General features: G+C 60.6%; 16 protein-coding genes. 8 read left to right on the plus strand and 8 right to left on the minus strand.

Going from position 1 to position 22,170, the window contains the following annotated elements; genetic code table 11:
• Positions 1-15: 15 nt before the first annotated feature.
• The gene (locus DKY63_RS16465) at positions 16-1,926 is read right to left on the minus strand and encodes a sigma-54-dependent Fis family transcriptional regulator (RefSeq protein WP_110965064.1); all 1,911 of its coding nucleotides are present in this window, start codon (positions 1,924-1,926) and stop codon (positions 16-18) included.
• Positions 1,927-2,211: 285 nt separating this feature from the next.
• On the opposite strand from DKY63_RS16465, the gene exaC reads away from it, so the two are divergent.
• The 8 genes from exaC to DKY63_RS16505 all read left to right on the plus strand — a co-directional run bounded on the left by exaC (position 2,212) and on the right by DKY63_RS16505 (position 10,146).
• Positions 2,212-3,732 (plus strand): acetaldehyde dehydrogenase ExaC, encoded by a 1,521-nt coding sequence (gene exaC / locus DKY63_RS16470; RefSeq protein WP_110965065.1) that lies wholly within the window; start codon positions 2,212-2,214, stop codon positions 3,730-3,732.
• Between the two features lie 226 nt (positions 3,733-3,958).
• The gene (locus DKY63_RS16475) at positions 3,959-5,353 is read left to right on the plus strand and encodes an ethanolamine ammonia-lyase subunit EutB (RefSeq protein WP_110965066.1); all 1,395 of its coding nucleotides are present in this window, start codon (positions 3,959-3,961) and stop codon (positions 5,351-5,353) included.
• An 8-nt stretch (positions 5,354-5,361) separates the two neighbouring features.
• Positions 5,362-6,186 (plus strand): ethanolamine ammonia-lyase subunit EutC, encoded by an 825-nt coding sequence (gene eutC, locus DKY63_RS16480; protein WP_110965067.1) that lies wholly within the window; start codon positions 5,362-5,364, stop codon positions 6,184-6,186.
• A 114-nt stretch (positions 6,187-6,300) separates the two neighbouring features.
• Complete coding sequence (locus DKY63_RS16485; protein ID WP_110965068.1) at positions 6,301-6,762, plus strand: GNAT family N-acetyltransferase; 462 nt, start codon at positions 6,301-6,303, stop codon at positions 6,760-6,762.
• A 317-nt stretch (positions 6,763-7,079) separates the two neighbouring features.
• Positions 7,080-7,736: a DedA family protein gene (locus DKY63_RS16490; RefSeq protein WP_110965069.1), complete on the plus strand. Its 657-nt coding sequence runs from the start codon at positions 7,080-7,082 to the stop codon at positions 7,734-7,736.
• Positions 7,737-7,742: 6 nt separating this feature from the next.
• Entirely contained in the window at positions 7,743-8,555 is an 813-nt protein-coding gene (locus tag DKY63_RS16495; RefSeq protein ID WP_110965070.1) for a zinc-dependent peptidase, read from the plus strand.
• An 88-nt stretch (positions 8,556-8,643) separates the two neighbouring features.
• Positions 8,644-9,171: an inorganic diphosphatase gene (gene ppa, locus DKY63_RS16500; RefSeq protein ID WP_085585933.1), complete on the plus strand. Its 528-nt coding sequence runs from the start codon at positions 8,644-8,646 to the stop codon at positions 9,169-9,171.
• Between the two features lie 228 nt (positions 9,172-9,399).
• Positions 9,400-10,146 (plus strand): LexA family transcriptional regulator, encoded by a 747-nt coding sequence (locus DKY63_RS16505; RefSeq protein WP_110965071.1) that lies wholly within the window; start codon positions 9,400-9,402, stop codon positions 10,144-10,146.
• Between the two features lie 362 nt (positions 10,147-10,508).
• Here the strand turns inward: DKY63_RS16505 and DKY63_RS16510 are convergent, their stop codons facing one another.
• From DKY63_RS16510 to DKY63_RS16540, 7 genes are all read right to left on the minus strand, one after another.
• Complete coding sequence (locus tag DKY63_RS16510) at positions 10,509-11,306, minus strand: hypothetical protein (RefSeq protein ID WP_239499410.1); 798 nt, start codon at positions 11,304-11,306, stop codon at positions 10,509-10,511.
• Positions 11,307-11,340: 34 nt separating this feature from the next.
• The gene (locus DKY63_RS16515) at positions 11,341-12,930 is read right to left on the minus strand and encodes a hypothetical protein (RefSeq protein WP_110965073.1); all 1,590 of its coding nucleotides are present in this window, start codon (positions 12,928-12,930) and stop codon (positions 11,341-11,343) included.
• Positions 12,931-12,945: 15 nt separating this feature from the next.
• Positions 12,946-14,391: an OmpA family protein gene (locus DKY63_RS16520; protein WP_110965074.1), complete on the minus strand. Its 1,446-nt coding sequence runs from the start codon at positions 14,389-14,391 to the stop codon at positions 12,946-12,948.
• 156 nt (positions 14,392-14,547) lie between these two features.
• Entirely contained in the window at positions 14,548-15,360 is an 813-nt protein-coding gene (locus tag DKY63_RS16525) for a YfaP family protein (RefSeq protein ID WP_110965075.1), read from the minus strand.
• A 3-nt stretch (positions 15,361-15,363) separates the two neighbouring features.
• Positions 15,364-16,980 (minus strand): DUF2300 domain-containing protein, encoded by a 1,617-nt coding sequence (locus DKY63_RS16530; protein WP_110965076.1) that lies wholly within the window; start codon positions 16,978-16,980, stop codon positions 15,364-15,366.
• Position 16,981: 1 nt separating this feature from the next.
• Positions 16,982-21,541, minus strand: a complete 4,560-nt coding sequence (locus DKY63_RS16535) for an alpha-2-macroglobulin family protein (protein WP_110965077.1) — start codon at positions 21,539-21,541, stop codon at positions 16,982-16,984.
• Complete coding sequence (locus DKY63_RS16540; RefSeq protein WP_430523159.1) at positions 21,538-22,164, minus strand: DUF1175 domain-containing protein; 627 nt, start codon at positions 22,162-22,164, stop codon at positions 21,538-21,540. Before DKY63_RS16540 ends, DKY63_RS16535 begins: the two co-directional genes overlap by 4 nt.
• Positions 22,165-22,170 lie beyond the last annotated feature (6 nt).

A 22,170-nucleotide genomic window follows, 5' to 3' on the forward strand; every position in this document is an offset into this window, starting at 1 on the left:
AGGTTTCTGCGGTGCTTAACGGGCTATCCCGTGCTTACGCAGCTTTCTATAAAGGGTATTGCGACTAACCCCAAGCTGTTCAGCCGTATGCGTCATGTGCCAGCGCGTGTGCTCCAGCGCATTCAACAACGCCAGACGCTCGGCATCGTCCAGCGGACGCTCCGACTCTTCGACGGGCTGCACCACCGGTGGCCGCACCTGACGGATCATCGCCGGCAAATCCTCCAGACCGATCCGTCCGCCGTCGCACAGTGCCGCCAGGGTGCGCAACACATTGCGCAACTGGCGAACGTTGCCCGGCCAGGCGAAGGCCAGCAGGGCCTGACGCGCCGGTTCGTCGATCAGCACGGTTTCTCCCCGCGCTTCTTCGGCCAGCAAAAAATCCAGCAGCTGCGATTTGTCGCTGCGCTCACGCAACGCCGGTAGCGCGACCTCCAGGCCATTGAGCCGGTAATACAGGTCTTCGCGAAAACTGCCCTCTTCGACCCGCTCCAGCAAATTGCGGTGCGTGGCACTGATAATCCGCACATTGATCACCTGCGGCTCACCACCGATAGGCACCACCTGACGATCCTCCAGCACCCTCAACAGCCGCGTCTGCAAGGCCAGGGGCATGTCGCCGATCTCATCGAGGAACAGGGTCCCGCCATCGGCCTGCTGCAACTTGCCGCGCATGCCTTCCTTGCGCGCGCCGGTGAAACTGCCGCCGCGATAGCCGAACAATTCACTCTCGATCAGGCTTTCAGGGATGGCCGCACAGTTCAGGGCGACGAAGGCTTTATCGGCGCGCAGGCTGGCTTGATGCACAGCCTTGGCGAAAGCCTCCTTGCCCGACCCGGTTTCGCCGTTGATCAGCAGCGGTACGTCCCGCTCGTACACCCGCAAGGCCTTGCGGAAATCCGTCTGCAAGCCCGTGTCGCCCAGGCAGATACCCGATAATGGCGAGCGCTCCTCGATGACCGGCCCAGGCACCAAAGGCGCCGGCACGCGTCGCGGCTGCCCGCGCAACACCGCGAACAAACGTCGCCCGTCACGGGTACGCAGTGGCCAGCTGGCACTGGCGTCGAGGCTGGCGCGACCGAGCAACTCATCCAGCCCGCAATCGAAAAACGCTTCCACCGGCTGGCCCTGCAAGCCACCGCGGACATGCCCCAAGAGGTTCAATGCACTCTGATTGACCGCACAAATGCGCCCTTCGCCGTCGAACGCCAGCAATCCTTCGCTGAACAGCCCGACTGACTCGGCCTGCAGATGAAAACGCAACAGCCATTGGTTTTCGAAATGACGCAGGAAGTAGCAGCTCTCGATCATCTTCGCCGACAGATTGACCAGGGCCATGGTATGGAACTGGCTCTGGCGCGACACGTCCTGTCGTGCCGAAGACACATCAAGCACCGCCAGCAGTTCGCCATGGGGATCGAACACCGGGCTCGCCGAGCAGGTCAGGCCGGTATGACGCCCACGGAAATGTTCGTCTCGATGAATGGTCAGTGCCTGGCGCTCCACCAGGCAGGTGCCGATGCCATTGGTGCCTTCGCAGGCTTCACTCCAGTCGGCACCGAGCCACAGCCCGGCGCGCTCGAAAATTTTCCGCTCGGTGGGTGCCGTCACGCAGTTGAGGATCACGCCCCGGGCGTCGGTCAACAGCACCGCATGCCCGGAACCGGAAAGCTGCTGATGCAGGCTGGTCATTTCGCCGCCAGCGATGTGCAGCACCTGCTGCAGGCGCTCGCGGCTTTCGAGCACGCGGCCATGCTCCAGCACGGTGGGGGCCATGGTCAGGGCCGGATCGAGGTGATAGTCCTCAAGACAACGCAACCACGAGCGGGCGATGGAGGGGTCGCTGCCGGGGCCGTGCAGATGGGACTTGCCCTGGGCAACGGTCAAGACCTGACGGGCATGGCGGCTCAAATGGTTGTCGTGCATTTCTTATTGTTTCCCCGCGGCGTTGGGTAGGCCTGAGCATCCTCCAGCCCGGAGCGCATTGCAACACTGGCACGACCGCCCGGTCACAGCCTGTGCCATAAACGGTACAAAGTGTCACGCCAGCTGTACCGAAAGCGTCACGGACGCCGCCCGCCGGTCTGACAAAAACCACGCAAAGCCTTGATTTGCCTGACCTGCAAGGCAGTGGCCCGACCTTTGCTCTACGCTTAATGCAGCGCACATGCGCGTCCTCCCTATAAGCACAAAAGCAAGGAGAGATACATCATGCGTTACACTCACCCCGGTACTGAAGGCGCTATCGTTTCGTTCAAGGCCAAATACGGTAACTACATCGGCGGCGAGTTCGTCGCGCCTGTCAAAGGTCAGTACTTCACCAATACCTCGCCAGTGAATGGCCAACCGATTGCCGAATTCCCCCGTTCCACGGCCGAAGACATCGACAAGGCCCTGGATGCTGCCCACGCGGCGGCCGATGCCTGGGGCGCCACGTCCGTCCAGGCGCGCTCCCTGATCCTGCTGAAAATCGCCGACCGCATCGAACAGAATCTGGAAACCCTGGCGCTCACCGAAAGCTGGGACAACGGCAAGGCCGTTCGCGAAACCCTCAACGCCGACATTCCGCTGGCTGCCGACCATTTCCGCTACTTCGCCGGCTGCCTGCGTGCGCAGGAAGGCAGCGCCGCCGAAATCGACGGCAACACCGTGGCCTATCACATCCATGAACCACTGGGGGTGGTGGGGCAGATCATTCCGTGGAACTTCCCGATCCTGATGGCCGCGTGGAAACTCGCACCGGCCCTGGCTGCCGGTAACTGCGTGGTGCTCAAGCCAGCCGAACAGACCCCGCTGGGCATCAGCGTGCTGGTCGAACTGATCGGCGATCTGCTGCCACCGGGCGTGCTGAACGTGGTGCAAGGCTTCGGCAAAGAAGCCGGTGAAGCCCTGGCCACCAGCAAGCGCATCGCCAAAATCGCCTTTACCGGCTCGACCCCGGTCGGCTCGCACATCATGAAATGCGCGGCGGAAAACATCATTCCGTCCACCGTGGAGCTGGGTGGCAAATCGCCGAACATCTTCTTCGAAGACATCATGCAAGCCGAACCGACCTTCATCGAGAAGGCGGCCGAAGGCCTGGTGTTGGCGTTCTTCAACCAGGGCGAAGTCTGCACCTGCCCATCCCGTGCCCTGGTACAGGAATCGATCTACGACGAATTCATGCAGGTGGTGATGAAGAAGGTCCTGCAAATCAAACGCGGCGACCCGTTCGACACCGACACCATGGTCGGCGCCCAGGCGTCCGAGCAGCAATTCGACAAGATCCTGTCGTACCTGGAAATCGCCAAGGGTGAAGGCGCCGAGCTGCTGACCGGTGGCAAGGTGGAGAAACTCGACGGCAACCTGGCAACCGGCTATTACATCCAGCCGACCCTGCTCAAGGGCACCAACAAAATGCGGGTGTTCCAGGAAGAAATCTTTGGCCCGGTGGTGAGTATCACCACCTTCAAGGACGAAGCCGAAGCCCTGGCCATCGCCAACGACACCGAGTTCGGCCTGGGCGCCGGCCTTTGGACCCGCGACATCAACCGCGCCTATCGCATGGGCCGCGCCATCAAGGCCGGTCGTGTATGGACCAACTGCTACCACCTCTACCCGGCGCACGCCGCGTTCGGCGGTTACAAGAAGTCCGGCGTCGGCCGTGAAACCCACAAAATGATGCTCGATCACTATCAGCAGACCAAAAACCTGCTGGTGAGCTACGACATCAATCCATTGGGCTTCTTCTAAAAGTCGGGGGCGATGCAGTCATTACTGTGTCGCCCTTCAACTTGCCATCGCGAGCAGGCTCGCTCCCACAGGGTTATTGGACCAGTCCATTTTAGATGGCTGACCCAAAACCTTGTGGGAGCGGGCTTGCCCGCGATAGCGTCCTGACTGACACACTGCCTGAACGCCCTGGCTCAGGCCTTGCATCTACTTGGTCACCATTCAAACCCCAGGAGGACCCCACCCCATGGCCGTATTCGCCCATTCCGTCGGCGCCCAGACCTATCGCTTCGAAAGCCTCAAGGAAGTGATGGCCAAGGCAAGTCCGGCGCGTTCCGGGGACTTCCTGGCCGGTGTGGCCGCCCTCAATGATGGCGAACGCGTGGCCGCCCAGATGGCGCTGGCCGACATTCCACTGAGCCACTTCCTACAGGAAGTACTGATTCCCTATGAAGCCGATGAAGTCACCCGGCTGATCATTGACACCCACGACAAGCAGGCGTTTGCCATCGTCAGTCACCTAACCGTCGGTGGTTTCCGCGACTGGCTGCTCAGCGATGCCGCCGATGAACAGACCCTGCGTGCGCTCGCCCCCGGCCTGACCCCGGAAATGGCGGCCGCCGTCTCGAAAATCATGCGCGTGCAGGATCTGGTCCTGGTGGCGCAGAAAATCCGCGTGGTCACCCAATTTCGCGGCACCCTCGGCTTGCGCGGGCGCCTGTCCACTCGCCTGCAGCCCAATCACCCGACCGACGAGCCGGCCGGTATCGCCGCGAGCATTCTCGACGGACTGCTGCACGGCAATGGCGATGCCATGATCGGTATCAACCCGGCCACCGACAGCATCGCCTCGATCTGCGCCATGCTGGAAATGCTCGACGCCATCATTCAGCGTTACGAGATTCCCACCCAAGCCTGCGTACTGACCCACGTTACTACCTCGATCGAAGCGGTGAACCGCGGCGTACCCCTGGATCTGGTATTCCAGTCGATTGCCGGCACCGAGGCGGCCAACGCCAGCTTCGGTATCAATCTGAACGTATTGAAGGAAGGTTACGACGCGGGTCTAAGCCTCAATCGCGGCACGCTGGGGCAGAACCTGATGTATTTCGAAACTGGCCAGGGCAGTGCCCTGTCGGCCAACGCCCACCACGGCATCGATCAGCAGACCTGTGAAACCCGAGCCTACGCCGTAGCGCGACATTTCAACCCGTTTCTGGTGAACACCGTCGTAGGATTCATCGGTCCCGAATACCTCTACAACGGCAAGCAGATCATCCGCGCCGGCCTCGAAGACCACTTCTGCGGCAAACTGCTTGGCGTGCCGATGGGCTGTGACATCTGCTACACCAACCATGCCGAGGCCGACCAGGATGACATGGACACCCTGCTGACCCTGCTGGGCGTGGCCGGGATCAACTTCATCATGGGCATCCCCGGCTCTGACGACATCATGCTCAACTACCAGACCACGTCCTTCCACGATGCGCTCTATGCCCGGCAGACTCTGGGACTCAAGCCGGCGCCGGAATTCGAGGCGTGGCTGGCGAAAATGGGCATTTTTACCCAGGCGGACGGCAAGGTGCTGTTCGGCAACAGCCTGCCTCCGGCCTTTCGCCATGCTTTGGCGCAATTGGGATGAGTGTTGATATGGAAAAACTACCCTTCGACCCGCACAACCCCTGGCAGGAATTGCGGCGCCTGACCCCGGCGAGAATCGCCCTGGGCCGCACCGGCACCAGCATGCCGACCCGCGCCCAGCTGGACTTTCAGTACGCCCATGCCCAGGCGCGGGATGCGGTGCATCTGCCGTTCGACCATGCCAGCCTGCGCTCGCAGCTGGCTGAACGCGGACAGGACAGCCTGTTGCTGCATAGCGCAGCACCAGACCGAAACAGCTATTTGCAGCGCCCCGATCTGGGGCGCAAGTTGAGTGCCGACTCCGCACAGGTGCTGCGCGATTACGCTTCGGCCCACCCAGGCGGCGTCGATCTGGTCATCGTGGTTGCCGATGGTTTGTCAGCCTTGGCGGTTCACCGGCATACCCTGCCATTTCTGGCGCGCATGGAAGAACACATCCGCGCTGAGAACTGGACCGTTGCTCCGATTGCCCTGGTGGAACAGGGTCGCGTCGCCGTCGCCGACGAAATCGGCGAACTGCTGGGGGCCAGAATGACGGTGATCCTGATTGGCGAACGCCCTGGCCTGAGCTCTCCGGACAGCCTGGGGTTGTATTTCACCTACAACCCCAAGGTCGGCCTGACGGACGCCTACCGCAATTGCATCTCCAATGTGCGCCTGGAAGGCTTGAGTTACGGCATGGCGGCACACCGCTTGCTTTATCTGATGCGCGAAGCCTGTCGACGGCAGCTGTCGGGGGTCAATCTGAAGGACGAAGCGCAAATTCACACGCTGGAGGAAGATTCGGGTTCGGACATGAAAGGCAATTTCCTGCTCAGCTCGCCGCAGGCCTGAACGGCTGCGCGTTGCACTTTCGTTCCAGTTTGAGGCAGGATCGGATCCACGGCCTCCCGAGTTTCCCGTCGCCGTCCAAGCACGCAAGACAGCCACTTGAAGACGAGACCTACCATGCGGATTATTCAAGCGACCCTCGAACACCTGGATCTGCTGACCCCGTTGTTCGTCAAATATCGCGAGTTTTATGGCTCCCTGCCGTATCCGGACTCGTCCCGGGCTTTCCTCGAGAAACGCCTGCGCCGTAAGGAATCGGTCATCTACCTGGCTCTGTCCGATGAGGACGACAACAAACTGATGGGTTTCTGTCAGTTGTATCCAAGCTTCTCTTCGCTTTCCCTCAAGCGCGTCTGGATCCTCAATGACATTTACGTCGCCGAGGATGCCCGTCGCCAGTTGGTGGCGGATCATCTGATTCGTACCGCGAAGAAAATGGCCAAGGAAACCAATGCCGTGCGCATGCGAGTTTCCACCAGCAGCAACAATGCCGTGGCGCAGAAAACCTATGAATCCATCGGATTCAGGGAAGACACCGAGTTCAAGAACTACGTGCTGCCGATCAGCGACGAGCTTTAACACCCACCTTCTTCTGTAGGAGCGAGCATGCTCGCGATGGTCTCGAGAACACCACTGGGTGTCAGGCACTCAGCGTTATCGTTGGCGACCATCGCGAGCAGGCTCGCTCCTACAGAGGGTTTCGGGGTTATTAATTGTCATCAGACTGCCAACTCCCCACCGACATCCCCCGCTACAATCTCGACGCGATTTTCACTTCTCAGATCGTATAATGCCGACCTTTCCGACTTGTAAGAAAAACTACACTCGTTTGTAGGCCTTACACGACGTTATCCGCACAGGCCTGCCGAGTCGGGCCGTCATCACAGGTGCTTTGCATGGATTTCAACCCGATCGATATTGTCCTGCATCTCGACGTCTACCTCGACATGCTCGTAACCAATTACGGGGCATGGATCTACGCCATCCTGTTTATGGTGATCTTCTGTGAAACCGGCCTGGTGGTCATGCCCTTCCTGCCGGGCGACTCCCTGCTGTTCATCGCCGGTGCCGTGGCGGCCGGTGGCGGCATGGACCCGGTATTGCTGGGTGGCCTGCTGATGCTGGCGGCGATCTTGGGTGACAGTACCAACTACATCATCGGACGAACGGCGGGTGAAAAACTGTTCAGCAATCCGGACTCGAAGATCTTCCGTCGCGACTACCTGCAACAAACCCACGATTTCTATGACAAGCATGGCGGCAAAACCGTGACCCTGGCGCGCTTTCTGCCGATCATTCGCACCTTTGCACCGTTCGTCGCCGGCGTGGGGAAAATGCCTTATCCGCGCTTCTTCGCCTTCAGCGTACTGGGCACCATCCTCTGGGTCGGTGGTCTGGTTACCCTCGGCTACTTCTTCGGCGCCGTGCCGTTCATCAAGTCCAATCTGTCCCTGCTGGTGGTTGGCATCATCCTGTTGTCGCTGGTGCCGATGATCATCGGCGTGGTGCGCAGCCGTTTCGGCGGATCGAACTCCAAAGCCGAAACGCACTGACACGACATGTGGTCGCTTAGCACCTGGCGACGCCGGCGCACCCTGGCCAAGCACCCGATTGCCGATGACATGTGGCAACGGGTGCGCCAACACCTGAGCTTTCTCGACGGCATCAGCGCCGCCGAAGACCGATGGCTGCGCGAAGCCTGCGTGCTGTTTCTGGAAGATAAACACCTGACCGCCCTGCCCGGTGTCGAACTGCATCAGGAACAACGCCTGCTTCTCGCCGCCCAGGCGCAATTGCCCTTGCTGCACCTGGGTGACCTGAACTGGTATCAGGGCTTCCACGAAATCATTCTCTACCCCGACGATTTCCTCAGCCCCCAGCGCCATCGTGACGCCAGCGGTGTCGAACACGAATGGGATGGCGAGCACAGTGGCGAGGCCTGGCAACAGGGCCCGATCATCCTCGCCTGGCCCGGCGTGATGGCCAGTGGTGGCTGGGAAGGCTACAACCTGGTGATCCACGAACTGGCGCACAAACTCGACATGCTCAATGGCAATGCCAACGGTTTGCCGCCGCTGCACGCCGATATGCGGGTCAGCGACTGGGCCAGGGTCATGCAGGAGGCTTACGACGATCTCGACCGGCAACTGGAACGCAATCCCGACGCCGAAACCGCCATCGATCCTTATGCCGCGGAAAACCCCGCCGAGTTCTTCGCCGTCACCAGCGAATACTTCTTCAGCGCCCCGGATCTGCTGCACGAGGCGTATCCGCAGGTGTATGAACAGCTGAAACTGTTCTATCGCCAGGACCCGCTGGCCAGGCTCAGGCAACTTCTCGCCGACGACCCTGTCTATCGGGCGCACGACTGAGGTTCTACGACTTCTGGTACATGGCGCAGGCGTAGGAATATGCCTATAATCGCCGCCACTTTTTGGTCAACTACGGGGGCATCGCCCAATGAGCTACAGCAAGATTCCGGCTGGCAAAGACCTGCCGAACGACATCTACGTCGCGATCGAGATTCCGGCCAACCACGCGCCGATCAAATACGAAATCGACAAAGACAGCGATTGCCTGTTCGTTGACCGTTTCATGGCCACCCCAATGTTCTACCCGGCCAACTACGGTTACATCCCGAACACGCTGGCTGACGACGGTGACCCCCTCGACGTGCTGGTTGTGACCCCTTACCCGGTTGCTCCAGGCTCCGTGATCCGCGCGCGTCCAGTCGGCATCCTGAACATGACCGACGATGGCGGCGGCGATGCCAAAGTGGTTGCTGTTCCACACGACAAGCTGTCCCAGCTGTACGTCGATGTGAAGGAATACACCGACCTGCCACCGCTGCTGATCCAGCAGATCGAGCACTTCTTCGCGAACTACAAGGATCTCGAAAAAGGCAAGTGGGTGAAGATCGAAGGTTGGGACGGCGCAGACGCCGCCCGTGCTGCGATCACCAAGTCGGTTGCGGCCTATAAAGGCTAATTGCAGCTGCCAACCTTGAGCTGCAAGCTTCAAGAAAAACCCCGGTAATTCGGGGTTTTTTGTGGGCGTAGGAAAAACCTCGTTAAACACCTTGTTTAATATGATCTGAATCAGTGCTTTTCTGTTTAAAATTCCTCAAACACGTCTTACATCCAGTCTTAAAATTCCCGCAAAATTTGAACGCCGCGTTTATTCAAAGGCCTTTGCCTCGCCAGTAGACTCGCGCTCATGAAAAAGAACACTAGCGGCCCCCGCTTCAAAGCCCTCCTTGGGATGGCGAACATCACGACAACAGGGTTTGCCGAGTTCCTGAACACGGCCCCGCAAAATGTCCATAACTGGTACACCCGTGGTGTGCCCGCCCACTACATGGAAGAAGTCGCCCGCAAGCTGTCCATCAACAGTGAATGGCTGAAAACCGGCGAAGGTCCCAAGGACGCCCGGCACCTGCGCCTGCACGACGAAGCCGGCAATACCTTCGATGCCCAGGCCATTCGCGGCGTCTACACGGTCATCGAACCCACCGACATCGATCTCCCTGTCTACAAGGAAACCGCCACAGCCCCCGGCTCCGGTAAAACCCACGTCATCGAAGACCCCGGCCAATCCGTCCGACTGCCCCGCAACCACCTCGACTCGCTGGAAATCAACCACGCCGATGCCATCTGCACCCACATGATCGGCAACAGCATGGCCGAACGCATCGAAGACGGATCGATCCTGGCCATCGACCGCGGCCTGACCCAGATCGTCGATGGCGAGATCTACGCCATCGAGCATGACGGCATGCTGCGAATCAAATACCTGCATCGAATGCCGGGAAATGCGCTGCGATTGCGCAGCCATAATCGCGAGCAATACCCGGACGAGATCTTCCGGGCCGCTCAGATCGAGGAGCAGAACATCAGGGTATTGGGTTGGGTGTTCTGGTGGTCGACGCTGAACAGACGCAGACCGGAAGTGCCGTTCCTGTAGTTCCTGGCTACAGCGATCCAATCTGCACACCAAACTGGGAATTTCCCCAAAAAATCAGTATGATGCGCCCCACATTTGCGCATCGACCCGCCAGGCGGCTCTGATCGCACCGACAAGGCAGATGACTTTCTCGCCGAGTCCCACAGCCGGACGCAAGATCCGGATGTACGTTTTAAAGGCTGGCGAGGTTTACCAAAAATGAACCAAGCCAGTCCCCAAGAAGCCGGCCACAAGCCGGCTTTTTAATGCCTGGAATAAACCCATGCCATCCGAGAAACCACCTGAGAGCATGGCTATCTGTCGGATTTCAGGCAATGGAGGCGAATACCCCAGCTCACACCAGGGCACTCACCAAGGGGGTATCACTGCAAATCCACATTCAGCATTGGCTTGCCGAAATCAGCCAGAGTGGCGTCGGATTTCTCAAAGTAACCCCGCCAGAAGCTCTCCAGGTTATCCATGGTTTTGCCCGAGCGGTAATTCTGCTTGATGGCGTCAGTGATCAGGCCTGCTCCGGCAACATACACTCGCGCACCGTGAAGATCGCCTATGGCTCCGTTCTTCTGCGCCTTACTCAACTCCTGTGCAGGGTTGAGCTCACGAATCTTGTTGGCGGCATAGAAGCTGGTGTAGTCACTGTGTTCGAGCATGTCACTTATGACGAACAGAATCCTTTGATCGGCCGGGATTTTTGCCTGATCGCCCGCTACTTCGCGCAACGCGAACATGATTTCGCTTTTGGGCAGGTCGGCAGTAGCACCGCGCAGGGCAGCCACGAACTGGCGGCCAAAACTGCCTTCAAACTGAGCCTTCTGCTGCGCCATGCAAGCATCGAAGCTGCGCAGTTTGTTCATGTCGATATCGTCGCGTTGTGCCGGACTGATGGGAGCATCCAGTGTACCGGCGAACAGCAATCGTACGTATTGGCCCGGTACCAGCGCCGAAAAGCTATACAGCCGTACTTGATCTCCGGGGCCGACGTAACGGCTGATGTTGCCCCAGGCAGCACGCTGGATGTCCTCGGGCATCGGTATGGTCTGGTCGACCACGACATTGAGCAGACGCCCGGATGTGGGCGCTCGTTGATCATTTAGATGCGCCTTGCCATAGCAACTGGGCAAGTCGTTACGTTCGGCAGCATTAGCACTGACAGCGATCATCAGCGCCAACACGGGGATCAGTGACTTGAGCATTTCAGGCAGGCTCCTGCGCACCGAACATGCCCAACTGCTTGAGCACTGCTTGCTGGGCACGGATGTCCAGCAGAGTTTCATAGGGCATTTTCAACGCTTTGGCGGCGAGGTTCAGTTGGGCGTCATCGAAAGGTGTAAGGTCCTTGAAACTGGCCGCATCCACTTCGACGGCTTGCGCATTGACGGCGCTCACAGGCACGGCCGCAGGCTCAGCCTGCACTGCAGGCGTCACAACTGCTGGCGTCACAGGCGCACGCGCTTCGGCTGCAACCTGACGGGTGTTGGCCATTTTCTCCGCATGACGGTCGCTGTCCTGGCGGCTCAGCAACACAAAGCTGAGAAAGTTGCGGCTCCCCACCTGCTCGGTAGCCAAGGCATCCTGTTCCTCAGCGATGGCGGTGTGTTTGCTCGAGCGTTTCTGCTGCAGCAGGCGCAACTTGTGGTCGGCATGCCCGGCGATACGCGCGCGCTGATTGGCGTGCCAGCGTTCGAATTCGTCTGCGCTGTTGAAACGATGGGTATTCTTCCAGGCCTCCTTGGAGTGCACGCCGCTGAAGCCATAGACCACTGACAGCCACAGCATCAGACACTGGATGGCGATGTACACCACCGAGAGCACGATGTAGGTCACCAGCGAGGCATGACGGATGGCGTCCATCTTGTCTTGAACGGCCTGGTTGTCGGACTGTTCGTTGACCGACTTTGATTCGTCCGGCAGATCGAACGGCGAAGCTGGTGCCGACGCAGGTGCCGCGCTGCTGCTGAGCTGGGCGACCATATCGGTTTCGATGGATTCGAGGGTGTAGGCACGAATCCAGAACGCGGCAATGGCCAGCACGATGATGACGGCGAAGAAGCCGTAGATGACTTTCTTCTTTTGCGTCACATCGTGGTCGGCGTGAATTCGCGCCATGATTTGCTGGTAGTCGGGCTGGTCGTCATCACTGAATGAATCTTCCAGATGCAACGATTTCAGCTGCTTCAGCGAGCTGGGACGCTGCGGCCCCTTGCCGTCGCGAGACCACCAGGCATGGGCCTTCTTGACCAGTGAGTTGTAGTGCATGTCATGGCCGGCGAAGTGAGCGAAGCCACCGGAAATCAATGCCAGCAGGAAGGCTACAGACCAGGCAAGCATGGCCATCTGATTGGCGCTGGCCGAGCTGTTGACGAACGGACCGAGGACGAAACCAAAGCCCACGGCCTCGACGATCAGCAGGATCACCGCCAGGCCCAGGACCCAGGAGGGAATCGGCCGACGTCCGGCTTCACCTACTTTGGCCAGGTAGTCCTTGCTCTTGCGATAGAGCGAGGAGTCACGATCGTACTTGTCGTAATAGGACTTGTAGTCGCTGCAGATGTCCGACTCGACGCTTGGCCAGCCATCTTTCATATAACCGGGTGTGGCGGACAGCCGCGAGACCGTGCCGATCACCGGCAGGCCATGCCAGGCACGCATGGTGAAATAGCAAACGTGCTCCCAAAGGTAGGCAATCAGTGCGATTGCCAGCAGGGTAGCGATGATCGCAACGGTCAGCAGAGTGTGGGTACGCAGCAGCGTTTCCAGGCCCTGCAGGGTGAAAATGTTTTCCAAGGGTGATCCTCCTGATCAACTGCGGATAGGGACGAAACGAGCGGTATAGCTTTGGCCGTTGTCGGGGTAGTAGAGCGCGCCCTGGGTGGCCTGGGCATTGCCTTTACTGAAGACAATGTCCATGCAACTGACCGCAGCGTTGTCCTCGGTGACGAACACGCGGTAGAGCACTTCATCCTGGCCTTCATAGGTGTTGGCGACGGCGTTGAGCTTGTCCAGATTCTTTTTCTTCGCGGTCTGATAGCCACTCACGATCTGAATGAAGGGCTGCGTCCCCACTGCTGCGCCTTCGCGCAGGATGGATACTGGGGAAATGGTCACCAGATTTCCGTTGACCGTATTGGCCCAGACGCGATTGTTGTAACCCGGCAAATATTCACGGGTGGCGTGCTGGCTCAGCGGCTGATCGGTTGCCAGATTGAGCGCGGTACCGCTGTCGCGGGGCTTGTCCGCCTGGCAGGTACGCATCGGCGGTTCGGCCGCCCGGGCGGAGGAAATCAGGCTGATACCGTCAGCCATGGGTTTGAGGCTATAACCGAGTTGGTCGCTGGTGGCCGGGCTGCCACCGAAATCCACCAGTGCGGATGAACCTTTGCTCACCGCGTCGGGTGTTGCGGTGCTGGCTTTTACCGGGCTGGCGGGTTTGGGCTTGGCTTGTGTCGAGCTGGTGACAGGTGCCGGCTTGCGCTCGCTGGTCGTGCCATAGGCCAGGTAGCGAGCGTTGTTCTGCTCGGAGACGATGCGTTTGATCAGCACGTCTTCGCTGGTGGTCTCAACGATTTCGACACGGCGATTGCGGCCGCGCTGCAAGGGATCGGTGTTGTCGGCGATAGGTCGAGCCGCCCCGGCACCCTGATAATAGATAGCACTGGCGGGGATACCCGCGTCACGCAACAAACGGCCCACAGTGCGTGCGCGGCGTTCGGACAGGCTCTGGTTGACCTGAGCGGTTCCAGTGGCATCGGTATGGCCGACTACCAGGAAGCGGCGTTGGGCGCTGGTCGCACTGCCGTCACTCTTCGAGTATTCGGTCGCCAACTTGCTCACGGCACGTACACCAGCAGCAGTGAGCTGATCGGAACCGGTGTCGAACATGCTTTCGCTCTCGACCTGGGTTACCAATCCGGCTTCGATGGGTTTGACCCCGGGCGCACCATTGGCAACTTGCAGTGGTGTAGAGGTCAACTTCAGGCCTTCTTCCTTGGCAATGCGATCAAGTGCTTGCATGCGTGATTGCCAGACCGATCCGGCATAGCAGCCTGCGGCAGTGCCCAAGGCTGCGCCGGCCAGGGCACCATTTTTGCCATTGATGGCGGCGCCCAGCAGGGCCCCGCCGAGCAGGCCGACGCCGCAGAGCACAGCGGTGCCATGCTCACGACCGAGGGTATCCATCTGGGTACTGGAGCAACTGGTGAGGGCAATCGTCGACGCGAGCAGAGACAACGAGATGGCTCGGCGCATAGGGCTTCCTTGCATGGAGATGAATGGGTATCAAAATAGCGGCAAAATGATATCAGCAATATTAAGAAATGTTGCCGACGAATCCGAGAAAGGAACTATTAAGTACAAATTCCATGGCACATCGATTTTTCCCAATGCTCCCCCGCCCACTGAGCCTCACGGATAACTAAACCCCTTAACCAACGTCAACTCCCCCACCGCCCGCATCGGCACCACGAACGTTTCCATCTTCTCGCTCGGCGTCCCCTCTTCCGTTATCACCGTCACCTGTGCCGTAGTCAGCGGCTGAACCGCCTCCTCCTGCCCCTCTTCATCACTGCGATACCCACCTCCGAAATAATTCACATACACCAGATACTGCCCCTTGATCGGCGCGGGCATAGCGAAGATTTCCGGGCCGTAGCCGGTGGTGACGTCGACGTCGAGGGCCGCGCCGTTGGGTGCTACGCGGTCGCCGTACCAGATGTGGGCACCGTCTGGAGTGATGAGGTGCAGGTCCAGGTCGGTGCCGTCGCTGTCCCAGGCCAGTAGTACCCGGAGCTTGGCGGGGGTGGCGCCGCCGCTGGCATTGAGAAATTGCGTGCGACGCCGTTGCTGGCCGTCGGGGCTGCGGACTTCGACGCTGTTGCTGCCATTGGGGAAGGAGAACGGGCGATCGAAGCGGCCGGCGGGGTCGATTTTCAGGGGCATGCTGACGCCGTTGACGATCAGTCGGCCGGGCTCGTTCGATTTGGGAGTGGCCTTGATTTGCCCGGCAATCCGCGCGGTGTTGGCCTGTCCCGCCGGGGTGTTCACCGAGGAGGCCGGGTAGTTGACGGCCTGACGAAAGTTTTCGCCCTCGCCTTCGGGCATACCGGTGCGCCAGCCACCGACGGGCGTGTCGAGTTTGACGCTGTCGGCAGCCATCACCGGCGAAAGTGCGGCGAACGCGCAAAGCAACAGCAAGACCCGTGGATCAGAGAATGTCATGGGCTATTCCAGCAATAGATGGCGTGCGAGGCCTTCGATGTAGGTTTCATCCTGGCCGTTGGGGTGGGCTTCAAACGCCAGGTGCAGGTATTCGTGGGTCAGGTCGAGGCGGTCCTGCAACGACAGCACGCCACGCACATAGATGCGCTGGCGTTCGCGGTCGACATAGGGCCGGCCAAACGCCAGGCGGCAGACGGCGAAAGTGCTGACTTCGTTGTAGCCGGTTTCGCTTTCCAGTGTCGGACGCCAGCTACGACGTTGCTTCTGCAGCCAGTCCTGTGCGGCGGGCAATGTTTCGCAGGAGGCCACCGGATTGTCCCAGCGGCTCAGGCTGGCACGTGGGTAGGCGTGCAGCAGGATGGCGTCGTAGCGTTGACCGGCACTGGCCTGCTCGACGGCTTGCTGCCAGGACAGCTTGTCCGGGCCGGGTTGATCTGAGTGGTAGGTGACGTTGCTGCCGGCCAGTACCAGATCACTGGTCCATGCGGCGATGTTTCGCGCTTCCTCAGAGGCCGGACGCGGGGCGACACGCTGGCGCAGGCTGCTGTCGTCGATGCTCAGGCAATCACCGTTGCGCGTGGCGTTTTGCAGCAGATAGGTACGGATCGCCACGGCCAGGGCCTTGGCGGCTTCGGCGGGCTCAGGTGTGGCTTCGCGTTGCAGTACACGGGCGACGTACTCTTCACGATCCAGGCGGGCGACGAGCTTGTCCTTGTCTAAAAACAACTCGCCGTCACTGTGGATATCGAGCTGATTACCGTTGGTGAACTCCACGCGATAGTCACCGCGCAACGGCCCCGAAGCCACTTCGCTACTGCCCGACAGCACACGCTTGAGCGGATAGCGGGAGAACAGACCGACCTCGACACAACGCCCCGCATCGACTGGCCATTGAACAGGCACGACCGTCGCCAGCGCCGCCGCGTAATCACGCAAAACCCGCTGACTGGTCCCGCGCCCACCGGCCCAGATCGGCGTGCCATCCACCGTCCACCCGGCGAATCCACCCTGACGCGATGCAGCGTCCCGCTCGTCCAGCCAGCTCCAGGTTTTCACCCGCAACCGGCTGCCGAGTTCACCCACGACATTGCCGTCAGCCGCATTCAACACCACATCGAGCAGCACGCGCCGGGCCTGATCCTGCGCCGGCAGCACCGCCAACATGCGCATCAATTCAGCGACGGGGACACGAGTCGCTGGCTGCAACGAAGGCAAGTTCAGCAACCACGGCGGCGCCTCTCGCGCTTGCCAATAAGCTCGCCAGTCAACAGCGGATATCCCCAAACGCGCCGGTTCGAAATACAGTCCGCAAGACTTCACCAACGCCTGTTCGCGCTCGACCTTGCCACCCGCAGTGCAGCAATACACTTCCTCTTTCGACTGCCCGCGACATTCATAGGCCGACTCCCGCGCCCCGGTATCCACCAGCCAGGCATAGACGAACAGTTTCCACACACTGCCCAGCGGCGTTTGCAAGGTATCCGGCAACGGCTCGCGGGACAGCAGCTGCGTCCGGTTCAAGGACAGCAACTCGCCCTTGAACGCCAGGCGCAGCGGTTCGCCCTGCGCCATCGTCAGCGCAGGCATCAAGCACGCCAGACAAACCAGAAGCCGCCACATGTCAGTGCACCGTCACCTGACCGAGCGCCGGTTTCTGTTCCTGGGCCTGATGCTGCGGCGCATACACCTGCGTGAACCGCACTGGCGGCAAATTGAATTGCCCTTTCTGCGAGAAGCGCACCAGATGCCGCAAACGCAACTCGCCACTCAGCGCATCCACCGGCACCGCATAGGCCAGTTGCCCCGGTTCGAAACGTGCCTTTTCCAGCGCCGTGGGCTCCGTTCCGGCCTTGCCCATCAGCTTGATGCCCCAAGTGGTGCGCTCGACATCGGCGCCCGGTGGCAACGGCACTTCCAGCATTCCGTAACGCAGGGGCTTCGCAGCCTTGCTGGTGAGGATCACTTCGTCCAGGTACAGGCTGTCGCTGGACAGCGGCGTGGTGCCGACCGGCTCCAGCTTGAAGGTGAAGGCCTCATCCCCCGGCACCAGTCGCGACAGGCGGCGGGTGATGGTCACGGCCATCGGATCTACCGGTGGCTGACGGGTCTGGAAACTCAACGCAGCACGCAGCGGACGCTCTTGCGCCCCGCTCAACGACAACACCGCCGGCACCGGCGATGCGCCCTGCCACGTCCAATACACCTCACCCGTATCCCCATATTTTTTCTTCCAGCCATCGCCCGGCGCCAATGCGATGGTCGGCGAGGCCTGTTCGATGCCGCGTTGCAACCAGGTCAATGCCAACGCACGCTCCAGCGTCGATTGTTGCGGTAGCAGCCGTTGCAGCAACGCCGTCGCGCGGGCCTGATCGAAAGGTTGCAACGACAGGTTCAACGCCTCGGCAAATGGCTGGGAGCTGACTGCCAACCGCTGTTGCGCATCTGCCAGCTGGCGATTGAACGCGTCCGGCAGGGGCACTTTGGCCTGACGTGCCATGGATGCAGTCAACACCCGCGCAGCGGCCAGACCGAGGGCCGAATCAGGATCGCCCATCACCAGGCTGTCGCCCTCCGCCTCCAGCATGTTGGCGGCGCTGCCCTCGCCCGCTTGTGTCAGATCGTCCATCAAGCCACTGAGCAGTGTGTTCACCGGCAACTGCATCTGCCGGGCGAACGACAGGATCAACGCGCGCTGCAGCAGCGGCGTGTTTTTCGCCTGTTTGGCGTAGACCTCCAGCACCCGCTGCCAATGCTCCGGCGGCAGGCTCAACTCCAGCACCTTGCTGGCGTGCCAGTCGGCGTAATAGGCGTAGGCGGTGAGGAACGCATCCGGCTCGCCGTCCATGCCCCACCAGGTGAAGCTCGCCGAGGGTCCGGCCATTTGCACCAGGCGCAAGCGGCTGTTCTGCATGATCAGGCGCAGGCGATCGCGGATCTGCGGGTTCGATGCCAGGGTTGGATAGGCGATGCTCAGCGGCAGCAGACGGCTGGCGGTCTGTTCGACGCCACCATAGGGGTAGCCCAGCAGGTCATCGAGTGCCGAGCGGAACAGCGCCTGCGGACTGTCATCAAGGCGCAGACGGATGTCCGTGGCGTCTGCCGGCAGGGTCAGCGGCGTGTCACCCGTGGTCACGTCCAGACTCTGGCTTTGCGTGATCTGCCAGCCTTCACCGGTTGCTGTCAGGCGTACGGCCAAGACGTCGGCGCTCTTGCCGTCCTGCACCAGTTCGGCGGTCCACTCGCCATTGGTCAGGGCAAACGCCGGCAGAGGGATGTAATTGATGCCGCTATTGAGCGTGACCGGAACGCGCTGCTCACTGCCAGCATAGTGAGTGACCAGTTCAGCCTTGACCGGACTCTGCGCCTGATTGAAAGCAAACACGCCCAGGTCCGGCTTGTCCCCCGCGCGGAATCTGCTCGGCCCGCTCCACTTCAGGTACAGCGGTTTTTCCGAGCGCACGAATTGCTTCTTCTGCCCGACCTGACCGTCATCGGCAATGGCCCGGGCAGTAATGCGCCAGCGGGTCAGCGAGTCCGGCATCTTGAAGGTGAAACGGGTCTTGCCATTGGCATCGGTGAGCAGTTCCGGTTGCCAGGCGGCAGTGTCGACGTCTTCGCGGCGCGGCCGCTCCAGCACTTTCACCCCGCGCTCGCTTCGATTGGCCTTGCCCGGCGCACCGGGGCTGCCGGGCAGCGCAACGTCATAACTGATGAACGACAGGCTGGCGCTGGTGCGCACGTTGTTGCGCCGTGGGTGGTAGAAGAACTGGTCGATGGTCGGCGCCACTTCCGGTTGCAGCGCGTAGACCATTTCGTCGGCCACGCTGACCGTCAGATGCGCGGGCACCGGCTTGCCGGCGAACTGCGTGGTCAGGTCCACAGTGACGGTGTCACCGGGTTGATAAGTGTCCTTGTCAGTGGCGATGGCGACGTCGATCTGCGGGGTAATCACCTTGATCCCGGCGTTCTGGAAGCTGTATTGGCCGCCCTTGGTGTACAGCACCGAGAACGTCAGGTTCGGCGTGAAGCTGTCCTTCACCGGGATGCGTGCACGGTATTGAGTGTCGCTGAGCTTCTCCATTTTCAGCCAGTCGCCACCCTTGGAGAGCAACGCGGTGGCCTCGACCTTGTCACGCTCCAGCGACAGCAAGGCATCGCTGACCGGCTCAGGAAAGGTGATCAGCGCCAGCGCTTCATCGCCCGCCTTGTACTCGGGTTTATCGAGGACGATTTCCACGGTGCCGGGCACCGCGTTGACGCCATCGCCAGTGACGGAATGCCCGGTCGCGCCGAGGGTTCGGCCGTGATCATCCCTGAGCGTGAGGTTGTAAGTGCCGGGGCGGTCGAAGGCCAACGTGAAGCCTTTATCGGTCGCCGTCAGCTTGCCTTCGCCGGTGGTTTGATCCTCAAGACGTACCCAGCCGTAGCTGCTCGGCGCGACCGATGCGGCTTGTTCGCTTTCGTTGGCATAGCTGAAAGCAACCTTGTCGCCCACCGCGCTGAAACGCTGCGGCGCGCTCAAGCGGAAATTCGCCGCGCCGCGATCGATGAGGATTTCCTTGGTGGTCTTGACCCGATACGCCGCGCCATCGCTGGCGAACACGGTGAGCATGTAGCGGCTCGGTTTCTCGGCGGCCGGCAGGTCGAGAGTGGCGTTGCCCTTGGCGTCAGTGGTCAGTTCGGTGCTGGTCAGTTCCACCGGGAATTGCCCCAGGTACTGCAGCTCGTTATCGACCATCGACAGTTGCTGGGCGCGCAGGCTCAGGCTGAGCTTGGCATTGGCCACCGGCTTGCCGTCGGGGTACAGCAGCACCAGATTGCCCTGCACCGGCTCGCCGGTGCGGTAGTCCTGCTTGGCCAGGTTCAGCGATATCTCGAAGTGCGGCTTGATGTATTCAGCCACGCGGAAGGCGCTGCTGTAGGCCTGATCCTTGTAGTTGAAACGCAGCTCATAACCACCGGCCACGGCATTGTCGGGCAACTGGAACCGGCCTTGGGTGCCGGCCTTGGAGTCGAGTTTCAAATCGAGGCTTTGCAGTGCCGTGCCTGTTGCATCCAGCACGGTCACACTGACATCGGCGGCAGCGGGTTGCACCGAATCCCGGGCATTCTTGAACTCACGCCCGACGATCTTCAGCGACACCCAATCCCCGGGCCGATACAGCGGCCGGTCGGTGAAGGCATAAAGCTTGGTGTCGTAGATTTCGCTGTCGTAGTAGAAGTTTTCCGAGACGAAAACTCCGCCCTCCTCGTCCTCGCCGATCACGAACGAACGCTCGGGGCTGACGTGTTTCAACCGCAGCAAACCATCGGCATCGGTGGCACCACTGCTCATCACGCCCAGGCCATCGGTCCACAGCACATTGACCTTGGGCACCGAACTGCCTTCGTGTTTACGCGCGGCCCATACCAGCAATTCATCACCGGCAATCTTGCTCACCGCCACCGTGTTGGAAACAAACACCATGGTGGTCGCGCGGTACTTGCCGATCAGCGCTTCCACCAAGTACAGCCCCGGCTTCAACTGGCCCAACGGGATGTAGACGTTACCCGGCGCGACGCTGACAAATTCACTGGAAGAACCGGCAAGGTTCACCCCTGGCGGTGGCTGGATCGGCTTGGCTTCCCACAAGGGATAGCGGAATTGGCTGACCACCGGCAAACCCGGAATCAGTGCGAATTGCGGCTGGGCGTCGTAGGGCGTTGGCGCAGCCATGGCGTTGCCCATCTTCAGTTCCGGTATTTCCTCGGTGACTTGTTTACGCGACTCGTAGGAAAACGCCCGCTGCATCACCCGACGGGATTTGCGGTACCAGTTGTCCCACAGGTACGCGAGGGTGTTGGACAAGCCTTCGCCCTTGAACTGGCCGTCGCTAACCACGCGGTGCAGGTTCTTCTGGCGCTTGAGGAAATCCAGCGGCTTGTCAATGCGGTACACACGAATGTCGGCACCGCCGTAAGGCTCCATGCGGAACCGGCGATAGTCGCGGCCGGGGGCTTCGAGGCGCACCATCGCCTGCTCGTCGCTGGCGAAACTGCTGTCGGCCAACAGGAAAAAGCTTTCACCGGCCACCGGCGTGTAGCCACTCGGTTCGACGGTGTCTTCGGCCTGGCTCGCGGAAAATGGCAGCGCCAGAAGCAACAGCAGAGGCAGAAAACGCAGCATGCGGGCACCGGTCATTGGGAGAGAAAATTCAGTCGATAGACGCCGATGAAGTTGGGGTTGGCTGCATCGGGTATCCATCGGGTGTCCTTCCATGTCATGAGTTGTTGCAGGCTTGCTGAACGCATGCCGTTGTCAGTGGGGGTGGTGGTGCCGGTGTGATAGGCGATGTAGCGGCCCATCCAGATCATCAGGTGCTGGTCATCGCCCTGATCGAAAAACATCAGGTCGCCGGGTCGGGCCTGAGCCACATCGCGGCCCACCAGATGGCTGTTGAACTGGATCAATTTGATGGCGTTGACGTACGGCCCGACCTTGCCGCCGCCCTGCTGCCATTGCTGGGCGAGACCGCGCTGGGCGTCGCTCAGTTGCAGCTCCGGCGGCAGGTAGCGGTTGGACAGGCCATTGCTGCGCAGCCATTTGCCGTCGTGGACTTTCAGCGCCTCGTTGGCGGCGAAACGTACCAGCCCGGCGCAGTCCTGTTGATACCAGCGCGGGCTCGGGCCCTGGCTGAGTTGCTCCTGGGCGATGCGCACGAACCAGGCGCGGAAGACCTGAGATTGCTGCACATCCAGCATCGGGGTTTCGACGGCTCGGGCGCTCGCACTCAGCAGCAACGCCAGCAGCCCAAGGATCCGCATCGATTT

The sequence above is a fragment of the Pseudomonas putida genome (assembly GCF_003228315.1).
GTDB classification, from domain to species: Bacteria; Pseudomonadota; Gammaproteobacteria; order Pseudomonadales; family Pseudomonadaceae; genus Aquipseudomonas; species Aquipseudomonas putida_S.

Bases quoted from the DNA above. Each gene is read 5' to 3' on its own strand.
- DKY63_RS16465 (WP_110965064.1), bottom strand. From the start codon at position 1,926: ATGCACGACAACCATTTGAGCCGCCATGCCCGTCAGGTCTTGACCGTT.
- exaC (WP_110965065.1), top strand. From the start codon at position 2,212: ATGCGTTACACTCACCCCGGTACTGAAGGCGCTATCGTTTCGTTCAAG.
- DKY63_RS16475 (WP_110965066.1), top strand. From the start codon at position 3,959: ATGGCCGTATTCGCCCATTCCGTCGGCGCCCAGACCTATCGCTTCGAA.
- eutC (WP_110965067.1), top strand. From the start codon at position 5,362: ATGGAAAAACTACCCTTCGACCCGCACAACCCCTGGCAGGAATTGCGG.
- DKY63_RS16485 (WP_110965068.1), top strand. From the start codon at position 6,301: ATGCGGATTATTCAAGCGACCCTCGAACACCTGGATCTGCTGACCCCG.
- DKY63_RS16490 (WP_110965069.1), top strand. From the start codon at position 7,080: ATGGATTTCAACCCGATCGATATTGTCCTGCATCTCGACGTCTACCTC.
- DKY63_RS16495 (WP_110965070.1), top strand. From the start codon at position 7,743: ATGTGGTCGCTTAGCACCTGGCGACGCCGGCGCACCCTGGCCAAGCAC.
- ppa (WP_085585933.1), top strand. From the start codon at position 8,644: ATGAGCTACAGCAAGATTCCGGCTGGCAAAGACCTGCCGAACGACATC.
- DKY63_RS16505 (WP_110965071.1), top strand. From the start codon at position 9,400: ATGAAAAAGAACACTAGCGGCCCCCGCTTCAAAGCCCTCCTTGGGATG.
- DKY63_RS16510 (WP_239499410.1), bottom strand. From the start codon at position 11,306: ATGATCGCTGTCAGTGCTAATGCTGCCGAACGTAACGACTTGCCCAGT.
- DKY63_RS16520 (WP_110965074.1), bottom strand. From the start codon at position 14,391: ATGCGCCGAGCCATCTCGTTGTCTCTGCTCGCGTCGACGATTGCCCTC.
- DKY63_RS16525 (WP_110965075.1), bottom strand. From the start codon at position 15,360: ATGACATTCTCTGATCCACGGGTCTTGCTGTTGCTTTGCGCGTTCGCC.
- DKY63_RS16530 (WP_110965076.1), bottom strand. From the start codon at position 16,980: ATGTGGCGGCTTCTGGTTTGTCTGGCGTGCTTGATGCCTGCGCTGACG.
- DKY63_RS16535 (WP_110965077.1), bottom strand. From the start codon at position 21,541: ATGACCGGTGCCCGCATGCTGCGTTTTCTGCCTCTGCTGTTGCTTCTG.
- DKY63_RS16540 (WP_430523159.1), bottom strand. From the start codon at position 22,164: ATGCGGATCCTTGGGCTGCTGGCGTTGCTGCTGAGTGCGAGCGCCCGA.